Here is a 17,676-nt window from a genome sequence, read left to right on the forward strand (position 1 = left end):
TAAAAGGTAACTATTCCATCATATATTAGAATAGTTACCTTATAGAATTCCTAAAAAGGATTTATTTTATTTTTGAAGCCATAATTAATGCATTGTATGCATTAGCTATTTTTCCAGATTTAGATAAATCAGCAAACGGTTTTACGTTTGAAGCGTCTCCACCTACAACAACTTTTGTTGTTAAAGGTAAACCAGAGTCTAAAATAACTTGTTTTACCTGAGCTGCAGATAGGTTAGGGTATTGCGAACGAATTAAAGCAGCGATACCAGCAACACCAGGTGCTGCCATAGATGTACCACCTTTAAAATCATACTCGTTTTCTGGAGTTGTTGAGTATATAGAAGAACCAGGCGCAAATACGTCTACGTTTTTCTTTCCGTAGTTAGAAAAACCAGAAACCATTTTAGAACCATAATTTTGAGTTAAAGAACCAACTCTAATGTAGTTGTTAGATACTTCAACAAAGTCTACATTATCATCTGGGAAATTAGGTTCTACATCAATGTTATTACTGTCATTTCCTGCAGCGTGAACAAATACAACATCGTTATCTGCGGCATATTTAATAGCGTCTCTTACCCAATCGCTATGTGGTGAAAAAGATTTACCAAAACTACCATTTATTACTTTTGCGCCATTATCTACAGCGTAACGAATAGATAAAGCCACATCTTTATCGTACTCATCTCCGTTAGGTACAACACGAATTGCCATAATCTCAACATTATTTGCCACACCGTTTGCACCTAAACCATTGTTACGTTCGGCAGCAATAATACCAGCAACGTGTGTACCATGAGATTCAGATTTTTTTACATGTTTTACATTACCATTTCCGTAGCCGACATCAGATAAATTGTTGATATCATCTTTAGTAGTTCTACCAGAAAAGTTAATGTTTAGGTGATAGTTTAAACGCTCATTAATAGATTCTAAAGCCTCATTAATTTCTTTTTTGGCATCTGCCATCGATTCAATACCATTATTGTACATGTATTGTGCAATACCTTTAGCTTGTTGTACATCTGCATCTTCAGAAGTTATAGCATTAACATCCTCTTTAGTATAATCTTTTTTACCAGTTACCTTTGCTAAGGTTTCGTCTGCAGAAACCACTTGTTGGTAGATTTGCTCATACTGTGTCTTAGTCCCTAAATATTTTTCATATTCGGAAGCTTGTAAAGCTACAGCCTCATCATATCTTGGGTTTGAGGTATCCTTAGCGGCAATCATACGCACGTATTCTAATTGCTCGTCGTAGGCATCACCCAAGAAATTCCAACCATGAATATCATCGATGTAACCATTGTTATCATCATCTTTTCCGTTGTTTGGTATTTCATCTTTGTTGGTCCAGATAACATCGTCTAAATCTTCGTGGTCGATATCTATACCAGAATCAATTACAGCAACGATAACTTTTTTACCCTTTTTACCTTTAATGATTTCCTCGTAAGCTCTATCTACAGCCATACCCGGAATAGTATCTTTTGCTAAATCTAAATGGCCCCAATTTTTCTTTTCGGCTTCAGTTAACTTTGTAACTTTTAGAGGAGAAGTATCAATATTTTCTACTGGTGTAGATAAAATATCTGCTGTACCACCACAACCCATAAATAGTGCTGAAGAAACAAATAGGTACGCTAATGGTTTAATGTTAAATTTCATTTGTTGATGTTTAGTTTTAATTAAATATTTCTTTACAAGTATAATTTTCGTTTAGTCTTACACCTTTTTCGGTGTGTTTTACAGTTATAATTTCGTTATGAGCATCGTGCTCTAAAAACAGATAAAAATTTTCATCTGCCGCCATGTTCAAAAACTGTTCTTTTTCATCTAAGGTTAGTAATGGCCTTGTATCATAACCCATTACAAATGGTAATGGCAAATGCCCTGCAGTTGGAAGCAAATCTGCCATAAAACAAATGGTTTTTCCTTTATAGTTTATCATAGGAATCATTTGTTTGTCTGTGTGTCCATCTGCAAAGAAAATATCAAAACCTAAGGCAGAATTTTTTAAAATTTTATCATTAGGAAGGTTGGTAAATTTTAATTGCCCACACTCTTCCATTGGAAGAATATTTTCTTTTAAGAAAGATGCTTTTTCTCTTCGGTTCGGTTCGGTTGCCCATTTCCAATGGTCAGCATTGCTCCAAAAATGTGCATTTTTGAATGCTGGCTCGTAACCTGTTCGGTCTTTGTTCCATTGAATACTACCACCACAATGATCAAAATGTAGGTGTGTCATAAACACATCAGTAATATCATCTCTACTAAAGCCATATTTCGCAAGAGACTTATCTATAGAGTCATCTCCCCAAAGATAATAGTAGCCATAAAATTTGTCGTTTTGTTTGTCTCCCATTCCTGTATCAATCAATATTAATCGATCACCTTCTTCAATTAACAAACAACGTGCCGCAATATCTATCATATTGTTATTGTCGGCAGGATTGGTACGTTGCCATAGGGATTTAGGTACTACACCAAACATGGCGCCTCCATCGAGTTTAAAATTACCTGCGTTTATAGGGTATAATTTCATAATTACGCAATTTACCAAATTAGCTTGTAAAACAGAATATCCTTTTGAAATTATTAGGATTTTTACGGTTATAAAAAAAAGGCTATTTTCGAAATGATTTTAAAAACTACGATATGGTTGAATTAGCTGGCATAATTATTCTTGGGATATTAGCACAATGGGTGGCGTGGAAATTTAAAATTCCAGCGATTTTACCATTAATTCTTATAGGTTTATTAGTTGGACCTATTGCAGCCGAATTTATAAATGAAGACGGCACAAAATGGATAGAACCGATCTGGAACGAAGAACAAAAAAAAGGATTATTTCCAGGAGAGGGATTGTTTTATTTTGTGTCTTTAGCTATTAGTATTATTCTTTTTGAAGGTGGACTAACCCTAAAGCGAAGCGAAATAAGAAATGTGGGTCCTGTTATAACTAAGTTGATTACAGTAGGTGCAGCTGTTACTTTTTTTGGCGCAGCAGTGTTAGCACATTATTTATTTGGTTTAAGCTGGGAATTATCTTTTTTATTTTCAGGATTAATTATTGTTACAGGACCAACAGTTATAACACCAATTTTAAGAAATATACCTTTGAAACGCGACGTGTCTACAGTGTTAAAGTGGGAAGGTATTTTGATTGATCCAATAGGAGCCTTGGTTGCAGTATTGGTATTTGAATTTATTTCTATTGAAGGTGAGGCAGGATTTACCAAAACTGCACTAATTGAGTTTGGTAAAATTATCCTCTTCGGAACAACTTTTGGTTTTACATTTGCTCATGCTCTGGTATTTGCTATTAATAAAAAATTCATACCACATTATCTTCTTAATGTGGTGTCCTTATCGGTTGTTCTTTTAGTGTTTATTGAGTCAGAAATTTTTGCTCACGAGTCTGGTTTACTTGCTGTGGTTGTAATGGGAATGGTTATAGGAAACAGCAAGTTAGACAACATTAAAGAGCTACTTTATTTTAAAGAATCCTTAAGCGTATTGTTGATTTCTATTCTTTTCATTCTCTTGGCTGCGAATATTAATTATCAAGATCTAATGCTTTTGTACCGTTGGGAAACTTTAGCGTTATTCTTAGCTGTAGTGTTTGTTATAAGACCTTTAGCGGTATTTGTCAGCGCACAAAGCTCAACACTTAGAACCAACGAAAAAATGTTTATCAGTTGGGTTGGTCCTCGCGGTATAGTTGCTGCTGGTATAGCATCACTTTTTGGAAGTAAGCTTAGCGCAGGAGGTGTTGTTGGCGCAGAATATATTACTCCGTTGGTGTTTATGATTGTGTTAGGAACGGTGTTACTTAATGCCACAACCGCACGTTTGTTTGCAAGAATCTCTGGAGTTTTCTTATCAAAATCTGAGGGAATTTTAATAATAGGAGCGTCGAGGGTTTCTCGTCTTGTTGCTCAATATTTAATTGATAACGGACGACATGTCGTTTTAGTAGACAGCAACCAAAATAACGTTAGCGAAGCCGAAAAAATGGGTATTGAAGCTCATACTGAAAATATTTATTCTGAAACATTACAAGATAATGTAGAGTTTAACGACATAGGTTATTTATTAGCTTTAACAGGAAACGCAGATATAAACCGCTATGCAGTAGAAAAATTTGGAGCTCAGTTTGGTGAAAACGGTTCTTTTAGGTTGGCCTCTAAAGCTGAATTAGAGAATAGCTCTATTTCTCCAGAAGATGGAGTATTTACACTATCCGATGACTTTAATAATCTAATGGAAGTAACCGAAGAATATCCGGAGATACATGAAGTTACAGTAACAGATTTAGAATCTTACCACAATATTTTAGAGAATATAAAATCTGATAAAGATCAAATTCCGTTATTTCTTAAAACAAGTAAAGGCGAAATACACATTATTCCTTCTTTAGATGATGATGTAGAAAAGGAAATTGATGCAAAAAGTCGATTAGTGTATTTGGGAAAGCCATTCTAGAAACTTAAAAAGGTGAGATTTTAAGTTAATTAAAACCTCTACTGAATTAATAAATGATTAATCTTGTAAATCTTTTTAAACACGAATTTACCCACTCGCAAATTGTGATAGTTTTACGATAAACCCTTATCCATCGATTGATGCGATAAGGGTCTCTCACAAATTATGATTATATAAACTAACTTCTTTAGGTTTTTGTAACAGCATCTAACCCTCTTAGATGACTTCCTGATGAGGCACTTACAATTAAACTAAAAGTAGGGGTTAATTAAATAATTTTTGTTTTCATAATTTGTGAATTTTAGTTTGTAGCCTTTACAAGCTTATTGCCTTTTCTTTAAATGAAAAATTAAGGATAAAGTGAGCAAATTGTTTTTATTGAAGAAAAAATTAGTAAAGTCATTTTTAAATTCACCTCCACTTTCGGGTTTATATGTCCACCTATTATGTGCCACAATGTTCGTTTGTATAGCTAAGGACCACCGAGCAGCTAACATTAACTGAAAGCCAGCCACCAAGGCAACGTTAATTCTTGTGATATCAGTTGTAAAACCGTTGAATTTCTCGCTACCAAAACCATAGCCACCAAGCAACCCATAAATTAAACGGACTTCATTCAATGCCGATATGGTTTGAAACATCATTAGACCTAGTTGAAACCCGAATAAATTTTGTGTTTGATCACCAATACTTGCCCCATTATAATCAATACCTAAAGAGCCATATAGAGCAGAGCGTTGAAAAAGTTTTAACCTGTAATAATAAGCTGCTTGTAAGCACCATAATGTTTCATCTTCACCCAACCCCAAACCAGCTCCAACACCTAACATCTGCATTGCAAATACAATGTCGTTTGGGCTGACTTGTTCATTGAATTTTTCACTAAGTTCAAGTCGGTTTTCCAATTGAGTTCTAAAATCTTCAAGAATAGACTCTGTATCTAGGGTAATGAAATCGCCCGAAGTTATCTCCTTTTTATCTAGATTAAAGTCAGTAAACTGTTCTGATTGCGCATTGAGTTTTGTGCATATAAGCAGTATAGCTATACCTAATACACATGAGAGTTTTGTTTTCATAATACATGGTTTTAAATTGACATCAGTAAAACTAGGAGAAGAGGACCCTTAAGAACAATACCAGAGTTCAGGTATATTTGACTTTGTATAAAAATATAGAGGCTTTTATATATATAAAAGCCTCTACCCTCAAGATAATAATCAATTTAAAACATACATCTTGATGATTTTTTATCATGAGATTGATTAATAGCAAAAGATAAAACTAAGCCTGAAAAAGAATTAATTCAATACCAGAATTCAGGTAGATTTAAATATTAGGAAACGTAATATTTATAGAAGTGCCTTTTCCTATTACCGAATCAATCTCTAAGGTTCCTCCTATTTGATTGATTCTCGATGTCATATTTTTAAGACCCAAACCAAGACTCGTATTATTCAAATTAAAACCGTTTCCATTATCTTCTATAATAATACTCGAATAGTCTTCATGACCGACAAGCTGAATATTTATGTGTGTTGCATCAGCATGTTTAATAATGTTATTTATGGCTTCTTGTAGTACACGATACAGTTGTGTTTCTAGATTTTCGTCGAGTTGTTTCGGAAAATTATAACTGCTAAAGTCTAGGGTAAGCGATGTTTGTTTAGATAGGCTATTTGCTAAATCTGAAGCAGCATGTTCAAAACCAATAAAGGTTAAATCCGAAGGGGATACTTCATGAGACAAATTTCTTATATCATTACAAATGGTGTCAATGGCATCGTTTATAGCATTGTCGTTGAGCTTTTCGGAAATAAAACGCTTTAGATAGCCCAATTGACTGCCAATATTATCGTGCAATTCTTTACTGATGCGCTTTCTTACTTTATCTTCTCCATGTATAAAAGCAGTAAGGTTCTTTTTTTCTTCGACAATGAGTTTTTCTGATAAAGAATTGCGTTCATCATATATACTCTTTACCATATAGATTATTGTAAAGGTTAGAAAAATAATTTCTAAAAATGACGAATAAAAGAGAATAGGCAATCCATAGATCATGGTGTTTATAAGACCATAACTATGATAAAGGATTGTAGTACACACTCCAATTATCATGAACAAATAAGCAAAGGCAAAAAGAGAAGACCTTTTAAAATTAGTCTTAAAATATTTTACAATTTCTATAACAACCAGTTCGAGCATTACTATAAATATGACGTACCAAAGATTCATGAATACTTGAATATATTTCTCGAAAACACCTGTAAAAGCAAAATGTATCAACAACCTAACCGATACAAGAATTATTAGTAACACATCTACCGCTTTCTTAAGCTTAGGCATAAATGTTTTGGTTTCTAGAATTTTTTGTGAAAAAACGACAAAGAGCAATAGCGATATTTCACTGAACAAAACATAGTGTTTGTATTTATCGAAAACATCATTTTCGCTCAAAAATATTTGAGAAAATATACCAGTATAAGCACTTATAAATAGGCCAAGAAAAATAATGTAGAGCGCATAAATGAGGTAGCTGCCCTTTCTTAAAATAAAGAAGACAAACACACTGAACAAAATTGATAAAACACTGATGCCAAAATAGATGCCAATTATAGTTTGTTGAATGGAATTTTGCTTACTAAAGGCCTGAAAACCCTTCAAGAAAATAGTAGTTACCAAAGGCTTACCCGATTCTTTCTTTAGTTCAATTTTATAGGTGGCAACTTCATAGGGTTTTAGCTTTATCGGAAACGCAAAAAGCCTATGCGCGATAGGTCTTTTAGACACTGGATAATCAATACCAGTATTGTCAATTGGCTGAAACAACAGGTTGCTTTTTTTTAACAGAACTATGCCTCTAATTAAGGCGTTGGTAAACTCTAACACCAAATCTTTACTATTGTTTTCTGTGTTTTTTACACAGAATTCTACGGTATTATATTCCTTTTCAAACCCGAAATAGAAAAAGTTACTTCGATTGTTAGATTTTAGTCCGTTTACTTTTGAAAAAAGCCTAATGTTTTCTTTTTGAAAACCCGATCCCAAATAAAGCGTATCCACATTTTGGGCGTTAATTTTAAAAAATAAACTCAAGGCCAAAAACAATAAACTCCAAACCAGTTTATGAAAGCAAATTCTTTTCATTTACAAAAGTTATTAGATCTATTGAGTTATGAATATTAAGCTTTTTAAAAATATTTTTTTTGTGTGTTTCTACAGTATGAGGACTAATAAACAAGGTTTTCGCAATTTGTGGCACATTATAGCCTTTTATCAGCTCTGCTATAATTTCTTTTTCTCTTCGCGTAAGTTTTATTTTTTCTGTAAAACCATCGGTTTCATTAATAGTAATGGTTACACCTTTGCCAATATAAAAGGTTTTCTTTTCAGAAACACTATCTAAGGCTTTAAGCAAATCCTCTGAAGAACAATTTTTTAACAAGAAACCATCACCACCACATTGCTTCACTTTTTTTACAATACTTTCTTTATTGTACATAGTAAGTATTACTACCTTTATTTCAGAGTTGAGAAGCTTAATATCACTAAGTATATCCAGACCATTTTTATTTGGTAGATTAAGGTCTAGAAGAAGAATATCTGGTAATTTTTCCTTGACAATTGACAAAACTAAATCACCATCTTTGACATAATCTAAAACAGTATAATCGTTTTGATTGTCAAAAATTGAAATCAAGCCATCAATAACAATTTGATGGTCTTCACAGATGAGTATTTTTTTTGGTTGGCTTTTCATAAGACAAAAACCTACCAAACAAGATACTAAAAAGAAATTAAGAATTAATCGTTAAGCTTTAAAACAGCCATAAATGCTTGCTGAGGGATTTCTACGTTACCTACTTGGCGCATACGTTTTTTACCCTTTTTCTGCTTTTCTAGAAGTTTACGTTTACGCGAAATATCACCACCATAACACTTAGCAGTTACATCTTTACGAAGTGCTTTAATGGTTTCACGAGCTATAATTTTTGCTCCAATTGCAGCTTGTACTGGAATGTCAAATTGTTGTCTTGGTATAAGCTCTTTTAGTTTTTCGGTCATCTTTTTCCCAATAGTATAAGCGTTATCCGCATGTACTAAGGCTGAAAGGGCATCCACAGTTTGCGCGTTTAATAAGATATCTACTCGTACTAACTTAGAAGCGCGCATACCAATTGGCGAATAATCAAAAGACGCATAACCTTTAGAAACTGTTTTTAAGCGATCATAAAAATCGAATACAATCTCCGCTAAGGGCATATCAAAGCTTAATTCAACACGCTCAGTTGTTAAATAGGTTTGGTTGGTGATTTGTCCACGTTTTTCTATACAAAGACTCATTACAGGACCAACAAAGTCAGCTTTAGTAATGATGGTAGCTTTAATGTAAGGTTCTTCAACACGGTTTAATGTTGAAGGTTCTGGTAAATCTGATGGATTGTTAACAATAACAATCTCATCAGGATTTTTGTTGGTAAAGGCATGGTAACTTACGTTTGGTACAGTAGTAATTACTGTCATATCAAACTCACGTTCCAAACGCTCTTGGATAATTTCTAAATGAAGCATACCAAGGAAACCACAACGGAACCCAAAACCTAAGGCCGCAGAACTCTCAGGTGCAAATACTAAGGACGCATCATTAAGCTGAAGTTTTTCCATAGAGGCACGTAGCTCTTCATAATCTTCAGTATCAACAGGGTAAATACCCGCAAATACCATAGGTTTTACATCCTCAAAACCAGAAATAGCATTTTTAGTTGGCTCCTTTGCATCGGTAATTGTATCACCAACTTTTACTTCACGAGCATCTTTAATTCCTGTAATAAGATACCCAACATCACCAGCTTTAATTTCTTGTTTTTTTACCTGCGTAAGTTTTAAAGTCCCTACCTCATCAGCAAAATAGTTTTTACCAGTAGCAATAAACTTAATGTTTTGCCCTTTTTTAATGGAGCCATTTATAACCCTAAAATACGTTTCTACACCTCTAAAAGGGTTGTAAACCGAATCAAAAATAAGCGCTTGTAAAGGCTCGTTAGGATTACCTTGCGGAGCAGGAATACGCTCAATGATTGCCTCTAAAATATCTTCTACACCAAGACCTGTTTTTCCACTGGCAGGAATAACCTCAGAAGGATCGCAGCCCAATAAATCTACAATATCATCGGTTACTTCTTCAGGATTAGCACTTGGTAAATCTATTTTATTCAAAACAGGAATGATTTCTAAATCATTTTCTAAAGCCAAGTACAGGTTAGAAATGGTTTGTGCCTGTATACTCTGTGCCGCATCAACAATAAGAAGAGCACCTTCACAAGCAGCAATAGAACGAGAAACTTCGTATGAAAAATCTACGTGACCAGGAGTGTCGATAAGGTTAAGAATATATTGTTCGCCCTTGTAATTATATTCCATCTGAATAGCATGAGACTTTATGGTAATGCCGCGCTCGCGCTCTAAATCCATATTGTCTAGCAACTGATCTTGCTTTTCTCTATCGGTTACAGAACCTGTAAAATCGAGCAATCGATCAGCAAGTGTACTTTTTCCGTGGTCTATATGTGCAATGATGCAAAAATTGCGAATATTCTTCATTTCTCTTTTTCTAAAGCGACATTAAGTGTGCAAATATAATCGATTTCTTATGCTTTATAACAACAAAAAATAACAATTAAACACCGATAAACTACGCAAAAACCATAATATAAAGTAAAAAACAATGTTTATATTGCGGATACAAACCTAACTAATGATTGTTTACCTACGTTCTCTTTTTTGCACAATTCTTTTTGTGCTTTCATTTGGTGCTTATGCTCAGAATTTCTCCATTTTAGGTAAGGTAATTGATGCTGAAAATACAGCAATTGAATTGGCTAATGTCATCCTTTTACAGGGGGAAGAAAGAGAGTTTTTAATAGGAACGTCAACAGATGACAACGGCTATTTTAATTTGGTTAACCTATCAAAAGGCACATATTATCTTAAAGTAAGCTTTATTGGACTCAAAGAATTTGAGCAAAAAATTGTACTCACAGGAAACTTAGACTTAAAAACTATAATTCTTAACGAGACACCTGAAAGTTTAGACGAAGTTACTATTGTTGCCAAGAAACCAACAATCACTAGAAAACCAGATCGCTTAGTTTTTAATGTTGAAAATACAGCGCTGGTAGAAGGGTCTACGCTTGGTGTTCTTAAAAGTACGCCAGGTATCATTGTAAGTGAGGGAGGTATTAATATTAAAAGTGCACCAGCAGCAATTTATATTAATGAACGCAGAGTACAGCTAACATCAGATGAGTTAATGCAATTGCTAGAAAGCGCGCCTGCTAACAGTATAAAATCAGTTGAGGTTATTACTAACCCACCAGCGAGTTACGATGCAGATAGCGGTTCGGTAATAAATATTGTAATGAGTAAAAATTTGGTAACAGGCTATAGAGGAAATGTGTTTACAAATTATACACAAGGAGTATTTCCAAGGTACAATGCAGGCACTAGTCATTATTTTAAAAATGACGACATTAATCTAAACTTAAACTACAGCTACACCAATCAAAAGATTAACAGAGATCAGGATGATGCCGTAAATTATTTGAATAATAATGGAGATATTGATGAAATCTGGAAATCTAATGTGAATAGAAACACCTGGTCAGAAACCCATAATCTTAATCTTAATTTTGATTATTTTATTGACGAACGCAACACATTAAGCCTTACAAGCACAGGTTTGTATACGCCATATTTTAAATACAAAATTAATAACAATACCAATATTTTTGATGCTAATAATAATTTCTCATCAAGCTTTATGGCAGATAACTTGTCTAGAGATAATAAGTACAATATTGGGACAGATGTCATCTTTAAGCATGATTTTAAAAATGAATCGAGTTTAACTTTTAACGCTCATTACACAATCTATGATTATGAGCGTAAACAAAATGTGTTTCAAGACGAACCTATAGATAGTAATGATTCTCAATTTAACACCCTTGCAAATCAAGACACTCAAATTATTACTGGCAAGATTGATTATAGTTTACCAATCACCGAAACGTCAATTTTCGATGTTGGTGTAAAATATTCTAACGTTAACACTAATAGTGATATAACAAGAATAGATATCATTAATGGCAACGAGGTGGTAAATATGGAGAATTCAGATGCTTTTAAATATGACGAAAATGTTTATGCTGCCTACACCAACTATAGCAAGACTTGGGATAAATGGAATATGAATATTGGATTAAGAGTAGAACAAACCAATATTGAAGGGACATCAATATCATTAAATGAAACAAATTCACAAGATTACTTTAATTGGTTTCCTAATGCCAGTTTAACACACAGTATTTCTGATGATGTAAGTATTACAGCTAATTACAAAAGAAGTATTACCAGACCAAGCTATACAAACCTAAACCCATTTACTTTTTTTCTAAATGAAAATACTGTGGTTTTAGGAAATCCTAATTTACTGCCAACCTATACTGATGACTATAAGGTAAGTATAGACTTTTTAAAGAACTTTACGCTTTCAGCCTACTACTTAAATTTCGATGGAGGAATAGAGGAATTGCCTAGACAAAATAATGAAACTAACGTTATAGCTTATACGCCCACCAATTTAGATAAGCGCGTAGATTATGGTTTTGATTTAGAGTTTAATTATTATTTGTCAAACAGGTTTAGTATTTATGCTGTTTCTTCTACCTATAATGTTAAAGAAGAAGTAAATTTTGGAGAAGGCTTTATTAAACAAAACCAATGGTCTCAGTTGTTTATTTTATCTCCTGGTTTGTCGCTTCTTAAAGATAATAGTTTAAATATTAATGCTACATTTTGGTGGGTTGGAAGAAATCTTCAGAGTTTGCAAACTGTAGAAGATAGGTTAATATCAACACTTAGTATTTCAAAATCTTTATTAAAAGACAACGCAGTATTATCTTTAAGCGTAGAGGATATTTTTAATATGCAAGATTACGATGCGTCTATTAACTATCTCAATCAATCAAGTACAAGATTTATAAATTCAGACAATAGGTTTATCAAGTTGGGCTTCAGCTATAAATTTGGAAACACAAAACTTAATACTAACGAACGTAGAACCTCAGAAGAAGAACGCGATAGATTAAAAGACCTAAACTAATCTTGCCACTCGGCAATAAACAAATTAGTATCTCTTGTACCACCGTTATTTCGGTTAGAAGAAAAGATCAAATATTTACCATCATTAGAAAACACAGGGAAAGCCTCAAAGGTATTGCCGTGTGTTACTCGTTTTAGATTTTTCCCATCAATATCAATCATATAAAGATTAAATGGGAACCCTATTTCACTTTCAAAATTAGAAGAGAATAATATTTTTTCTCCACTTGGATGAAAAAACGGACTCCAATTGGCATTTCCTAAATCCGTCAGTTGTCTCATATCGCTACCATCGGCATTACATATAAAAAGTTCCATGTCACTTGGTTCTACTAAACCTCTGGCTAATAAATCTTTATATTCTTTTTGTTCTTTTTCTGTTTTTGGGCGAGATGCTCTAAAAATAAGCTTACTTCCATCTGGAGAAAAGAATGCTCCACCATCGTAACCAAGCTCGTTAGTAATTTGTTTTACGTCTGTACCATCTAAATTCATAGTGTACAGTTCTAAATCTCCGCTTCTGGTAGATGTAAATACAATTTTGTCACCTTTAGGAGATACTGTTGGCTCAGCATCATAACCATCTTCAAAGGTTAATTGCTTTACTATATTTCCTTCCAAATCAGAAACAAAAATGTCGTAAGTATCATAGATTGGCCATATATATTTACCGTTTTCTTTAACAGGAACGTCAGGACATTCATCACCACCCAAATGTGTTGAAGCATAAATAATGTGCTTGTTATCTGGTAAAAAATAAGAGCAAGTGGTTCTTCCTTTTCCTGTGCTTACCATTGGTGGCGCAATACTGTCTGAAAGTGTTTCGTCTGCATTCATCAAAAACATTTGGTCGCAATTAACTCCCCATTTTGCACTATTAGACTGAAAAACCAATTGTTTGTCATCAAAACTCCAATAAGCCTCAGCATTATCGCCTCCAAAAGTAACTTGTCGTAAAGTTTTAAAGTTAGTTTCTTCAGGATAAATCAAAGATTCATTCATCTTTGTAGCTCCAGAATAACCATCTGTCTCAGACGATTTTTTGTCATTTTTACAAGATAAAATCGAAATACAAATAACAAGAATAACAGTAAGTCTGTTCATGATATATAATTATAATATATGGGCATTAATACTTAATTTTGCAAAAATAAGATTTAGTGATGAAAAATATAGTGTTTTTGTTTCTTTTAGTAAGCATGTTTGCTTGTAAGGAAGCGCCTAAGGTTGCAGAAAATAATATTAAAGAAGATGTTTACTTTTTAGCTGATGACAAGCTAGAAGGTCGCCAAACCGGAACTGAAGGTGAGAAAAAAGCATCGGAATATATTGTTAAACGTTTTAAAGAGATAGGTCTAGAAGCAAAAGGAACCGAAGGCTATTTACAATCGTTTTCATTTAAACCAAAAACAGACCCTCATAAGGAAGTGGAGTTTACAACCAATGCAGACAGCACCATAACCGGAAATAATGTTATAGGTTTTATTAACAACAATGCAGAGAAAACCATTGTAATTGGTGCGCACTACGACCATTTAGGTTACGGTGGAGAAGGCTCACTTTACAGAGGTGAAGAAAAAGCTGTACACAACGGTGCAGATGATAACGCAAGTGGTGTTGCTGTAATGCTAAATTTAGCCGAGCGTCTAAAAGTCAAGAACGATAACGCTGAAATAAAAGATAAAAACAACTATTTATTTATGTCATTTTCCGGAGAGGAAATGGGCTTATTGGGTTCAAACTATTTTTCTAAAAATCCAACTATCGATGCTAAATCTATAAACTACATGATCAACATGGATATGGTTGGACGCTTAAAAGCAGATAGCACTTTAGCGGTATATGGTTTAGGAACATCTCCGATGTTTAAGCAAACTATAAAATCAAATAATGACAAATTTAAGTTGGTTGAAAATGAAAGTGGAGTAGGACCAAGCGATCATACGTCTTTTTATCTTATAGATGTTCCGGTATTGCATTTCTTTACTGGTCAGCACGAAGATTACCATAAACCAGCCGACGATTCAGAGAAGTTGAATTATGAAGGAATGAACCTAATTTCGGATTACATTTTTGATATCATTTCAGATTTAGACGATAATGGAGAGCTAGTCTTCAGAAAAACTAAAAACGAAAGCGAAGAAACACCGCGATTTAAGGTGGGATTAGGTGTTGTGCCAGACTATTTATATGATGGAGAAGGTATGCGTATTGATGGCACAAGAGAAGAAACACCAGCATTTAATGCAGGTTTACAAAAAGGCGATATAGTTGTGAAACTGGGAGACAGTACAATAACAGATATGATGAGTTATATGCGAGCTTTATCTGTTTTTGAAAAAGGAGATGAAGCGGCTATAACTGTTAAACGTGGTGAGGAGACCATTGATACAAAAGTGAATTTTTAGAAATAGTTACTGAGAAAAAACAATAGTATGCTCTTTTTAGTGCTGCTATCCAATTATCAAGGCTCCACAGATACCTAGACTAACAATTAGGTAAACTGTGGCAATAATGAACAGAATTTTAGCCGTTTTTTTGTTTTTTCTAAATTGAGCTAAACCAACTATTGTGAGGATTATAGATGGTCCAAACATTATAGCTACAATAAGCGCTATTAAACTATCTAAATTTTCTAACTCTAATACCATATACTTAAGCTAATTTAGAATCCAAAACCTCCACATAATCCAAAACTAATTATAGAATATACGGTTGCTATTATTAGAATAGTTTTTCCTCTTTTATGGTTTTTTCTCAATTGAACTAGGCCAACAATGAATAACGCAACAGGTACAATTATTCCTAAGAATATTGCTATAAATATTAAATATTCCCAGCCACTACCAGAGTTTAAAATAATCATATAATTTCTTTTCTTAATTCTTCTAGTCGTTTCTTTTTATCATCTCTATAAAACAAATTCATGGTTTCGAACGGAATAATTTTATTGTCCTTATCTACTATATGAACACAAGACTTCTTAATTGCTCTTACATCAAAATTATAAGCATCAATGAACTGCATAATTATTATTCTAAAAAGATTATCGTAACTAAGGTTAGGGGCTTCTATATTTGGTAAACAACACATAATCGACTTTAAATTTTCTTCAGCAACCTCAACAGAGTTTCCAGTACTAAAAAGTTCAATCATTTTTCCGTGAAGCTGTTCATCTTGCTCGTAAATTATGGTGTTTTTACTATTGTCCAACAAATCGTTTGGGTTAATGTAACGCGTTAATGGAAAGACTTCCCCATCTAATTTTAAAGCATATCCCATAACCAACGCATCAGGATTACAAGGTACAGGAAGCAAATCGTCTGGATTAAAAATAGAAGTTTGTTCCAAAATTTTTCGACGTACTTCCGTAAGTGTCATTCTATCCGTTTCAGGATTAAAATTTTCTAATCGTCCCGCAATTTGTGTAGGCTGAAACGTAACACCTCTAACACATTTTTGTTGTAATGCAAAGTCTATAATTTTTCCTATTTCGTTATCATTTAATCCCTTTTGAAGTGTTACAACTAATGTAGTAGATAGGTTTAAGTCATTAAGGTTTTTTAATGCTTGTTTACGAATGTCATTTAAATTGGCACCTCGTAATTCTTGCAATACATTATTTTCAAAAGAGTCAAACTGCAAATAGATTTCAAAATCTGGCGCGTAGGTTTTCAGTCGTTCCGCGAAAGCGATATCTTTTGCAATCTTAATTCCGTTGGTATTCAACATTAAATGCCTTATAGGTAATGATTTTGCATAATCTAAGATTTCCCAAAATTGTGGGTGTATTGTTGGTTCGCCTCCAGAAATTTGTACAACATCTGGCTCTTTTTCATTTTTTACAATGGTGTCTAGCATGGTTTTAACTTCGTCTAAAGTTCTATGTCTACCATAGGTTGGCGAAGAACCAGCATAACAAGTTGGGCAAGTTAAATTACAACGGTCTGTTACTTCAACTACCGTTAGGCAACTGTGCTGTTCATGGTCTGGACACAACCCACAATCGTATGGGCAACCATAGTGTGTTTTGGTGTTAAATGTATAAGGTGTTTCACTAGGTTTGTTGTAGTTGCGAATGTTTTTGTAATACTCAATATCATCAGCAATTAACACTTTACTGTTGCCATGTTTGTTACAGCGTTTTAGCATATATACATTACCATTTTCAAACACAATTTTTGCATCAACACGCTGCAAACACTCTGGGCATAAGCTTAAAGTGAAATCGTAATAGGTATATTTTCTAGTAGGCATTTTTTAGTTTTTGAATGATGAATTTTGAATAATACAACCAACAAATTACACATAAAATTTGAATGCTACTCAACCCAAATACATAAAACACATTGGGTTTTAAAAATTCAATAAAAAACCTAAACCCAAAATAGCTAAGCATGAATATTTTGAACAAGTCACCATTTTTTAGCAGAACTTTTTTCTGAATCTTTTTTAAAACGAAAAATAAAATAATCAAGAAAATTAACTCGTAAAGAGATGTGGGATGTCTCATTAGTCCATCACCCAAATCCATTCCAAAGGCTGATGTTGTTTCTTTACCATAAGTAAACTCGTTAACTCCAGATAAAAAACATCCAATTCTACCAATAAAAATTCCTAAGATAATTGGAAACACAAATAGGTCGCCAGACGACTGTTTTTCTCCTATGATGTTTTTTGCCAACTCTACACCAAGTAAACCACCAAACAATCCGCCCATAATGGTTTTGGTATTTAATATTTGAATAAAATTTTCCAGAGAAAACTTTATAGTAGGATTTTCTAATAGGCCAACAACTCTTGATCCAATTAATGCTCCAAGAGCAGCGCCAAGTATTATAGACAATCGATTAGAAGTTGTAATGGAATCGGTTTTACGTTTTCTTAAGTATAAATAATATCTAAATGCTAAAAAGAAGGCTAAATATTCAAGGATTAGATGAATGTTAATTTTAAATCCTAAGACTAAAGGTTCAAAAGGAATTTCCAATCGTAACAATTTAGATGTTATGAACAGTCAATATACACAC

General features: G+C 33.5%; 12 protein-coding genes. 3 read left to right on the top strand and 9 right to left on the bottom strand.

The genetic code is table 11. The features are described 5' to 3' along the window. Positions 1-61: 61 nt before the first annotated feature. Positions 62-1,669 (bottom strand): S8 family peptidase, encoded by a 1,608-nt coding sequence (locus tag MST30_RS05775; RefSeq protein ID WP_243473435.1) that lies wholly within the window; start codon positions 1,667-1,669, stop codon positions 62-64. 16 nt (positions 1,670-1,685) lie between these two features. After that, positions 1,686-2,546, bottom strand: a complete 861-nt coding sequence (locus tag MST30_RS05780) for an MBL fold metallo-hydrolase (protein ID WP_243473436.1) — start codon at positions 2,544-2,546, stop codon at positions 1,686-1,688. Positions 2,547-2,659: 113 nt separating this feature from the next. Here MST30_RS05780 and MST30_RS05785 point away from each other — a divergent pair, with 113 nt between their 5' ends. After that, positions 2,660-4,489 (top strand): cation:proton antiporter, encoded by a 1,830-nt coding sequence (locus MST30_RS05785; RefSeq protein ID WP_243473437.1) that lies wholly within the window; start codon positions 2,660-2,662, stop codon positions 4,487-4,489. A gap of 323 nt (positions 4,490-4,812) precedes the next feature. Here the strand turns inward: MST30_RS05785 and MST30_RS05790 are convergent, their stop codons facing one another. The 4 genes from MST30_RS05790 to lepA form a co-directional block, all read right to left on the bottom strand. Further along, complete coding sequence (locus MST30_RS05790; RefSeq protein ID WP_243473438.1) at positions 4,813-5,565, bottom strand: hypothetical protein; 753 nt, start codon at positions 5,563-5,565, stop codon at positions 4,813-4,815. A gap of 250 nt (positions 5,566-5,815) precedes the next feature. Further along, positions 5,816-7,633, bottom strand: a complete 1,818-nt coding sequence (locus MST30_RS05795; protein WP_243473439.1) for a sensor histidine kinase — start codon at positions 7,631-7,633, stop codon at positions 5,816-5,818. Further along, complete coding sequence (locus tag MST30_RS05800) at positions 7,611-8,246, bottom strand: response regulator (protein WP_243473440.1); 636 nt, start codon at positions 8,244-8,246, stop codon at positions 7,611-7,613. The genes MST30_RS05795 and MST30_RS05800 overlap by 23 nt, the downstream gene beginning before the upstream one ends. Before the next feature lie 44 nt (positions 8,247-8,290). Further along, a complete protein-coding gene (gene lepA / locus MST30_RS05805; RefSeq protein ID WP_243473441.1) occupies positions 8,291-10,087 on the bottom strand; it encodes a translation elongation factor 4 in 1,797 nt (598 codons plus the stop codon). 154 nt (positions 10,088-10,241) lie between these two features. On the opposite strand from lepA, the gene MST30_RS05810 reads away from it, so the two are divergent. Continuing rightward, positions 10,242-12,647: an outer membrane beta-barrel family protein gene (locus MST30_RS05810; RefSeq protein ID WP_243473442.1), complete on the top strand. Its 2,406-nt coding sequence runs from the start codon at positions 10,242-10,244 to the stop codon at positions 12,645-12,647. Here MST30_RS05810 and MST30_RS05815 read toward each other — a convergent pair. Beyond that, positions 12,644-13,750 (bottom strand): TolB family protein, encoded by a 1,107-nt coding sequence (locus tag MST30_RS05815; RefSeq protein ID WP_243473443.1) that lies wholly within the window; start codon positions 13,748-13,750, stop codon positions 12,644-12,646. The genes MST30_RS05810 and MST30_RS05815 overlap by 4 nt on opposite strands. A 59-nt stretch (positions 13,751-13,809) precedes the next feature. Between MST30_RS05815 and MST30_RS05820 the strand changes: the two genes are divergently transcribed. Next, entirely contained in the window at positions 13,810-15,054 is a 1,245-nt protein-coding gene (locus tag MST30_RS05820; RefSeq protein WP_243473860.1) for a M28 family peptidase, read from the top strand. A gap of 454 nt (positions 15,055-15,508) precedes the next feature. Here MST30_RS05820 and MST30_RS05825 read toward each other — a convergent pair whose 3' ends face one another. Both MST30_RS05825 and MST30_RS05830 read right to left on the bottom strand, forming a co-directional pair. Beyond that, the gene (locus MST30_RS05825; RefSeq protein ID WP_243473444.1) at positions 15,509-16,903 is read right to left on the bottom strand and encodes a radical SAM protein; all 1,395 of its coding nucleotides are present in this window, start codon (positions 16,901-16,903) and stop codon (positions 15,509-15,511) included. Then, complete coding sequence (locus MST30_RS05830) at positions 16,893-17,636, bottom strand: prolipoprotein diacylglyceryl transferase (RefSeq protein WP_243473445.1); 744 nt, start codon at positions 17,634-17,636, stop codon at positions 16,893-16,895. The genes MST30_RS05825 and MST30_RS05830 overlap by 11 nt, the downstream gene beginning before the upstream one ends. Between the last annotated feature and the right edge of the window lie 40 nt (positions 17,637-17,676).

Origin of the sequence: Winogradskyella sp. MH6 (genome assembly GCF_022810765.1) — a bacterium.
Lineage (GTDB): Bacteria > Bacteroidota > Bacteroidia > Flavobacteriales > Flavobacteriaceae > Winogradskyella.

Bases quoted from the DNA above. Each gene is read 5' to 3' on its own strand.
- MST30_RS05780 (WP_243473436.1), bottom strand. From the start codon at position 2,546: ATGAAATTATACCCTATAAACGCAGGTAATTTTAAACTCGATGGAGGC.
- MST30_RS05795 (WP_243473439.1), bottom strand. From the start codon at position 7,633: ATGAAAAGAATTTGCTTTCATAAACTGGTTTGGAGTTTATTGTTTTTG.
- MST30_RS05800 (WP_243473440.1), bottom strand. From the start codon at position 8,246: ATGAAAAGCCAACCAAAAAAAATACTCATCTGTGAAGACCATCAAATT.
- MST30_RS05825 (WP_243473444.1), bottom strand. From the start codon at position 16,903: ATGCCTACTAGAAAATATACCTATTACGATTTCACTTTAAGCTTATGC.
- lepA (WP_243473441.1), bottom strand. From the start codon at position 10,087: ATGAAGAATATTCGCAATTTTTGCATCATTGCACATATAGACCACGGA.
- MST30_RS05810 (WP_243473442.1), top strand. From the start codon at position 10,242: ATGATTGTTTACCTACGTTCTCTTTTTTGCACAATTCTTTTTGTGCTT.
- MST30_RS05785 (WP_243473437.1), top strand. From the start codon at position 2,660: ATGGTTGAATTAGCTGGCATAATTATTCTTGGGATATTAGCACAATGG.
- MST30_RS05775 (WP_243473435.1), bottom strand. From the start codon at position 1,669: ATGAAATTTAACATTAAACCATTAGCGTACCTATTTGTTTCTTCAGCA.
- MST30_RS05815 (WP_243473443.1), bottom strand. From the start codon at position 13,750: ATGAACAGACTTACTGTTATTCTTGTTATTTGTATTTCGATTTTATCT.
- MST30_RS05790 (WP_243473438.1), bottom strand. From the start codon at position 5,565: ATGAAAACAAAACTCTCATGTGTATTAGGTATAGCTATACTGCTTATA.
- MST30_RS05820 (WP_243473860.1), top strand. From the start codon at position 13,810: ATGAAAAATATAGTGTTTTTGTTTCTTTTAGTAAGCATGTTTGCTTGT.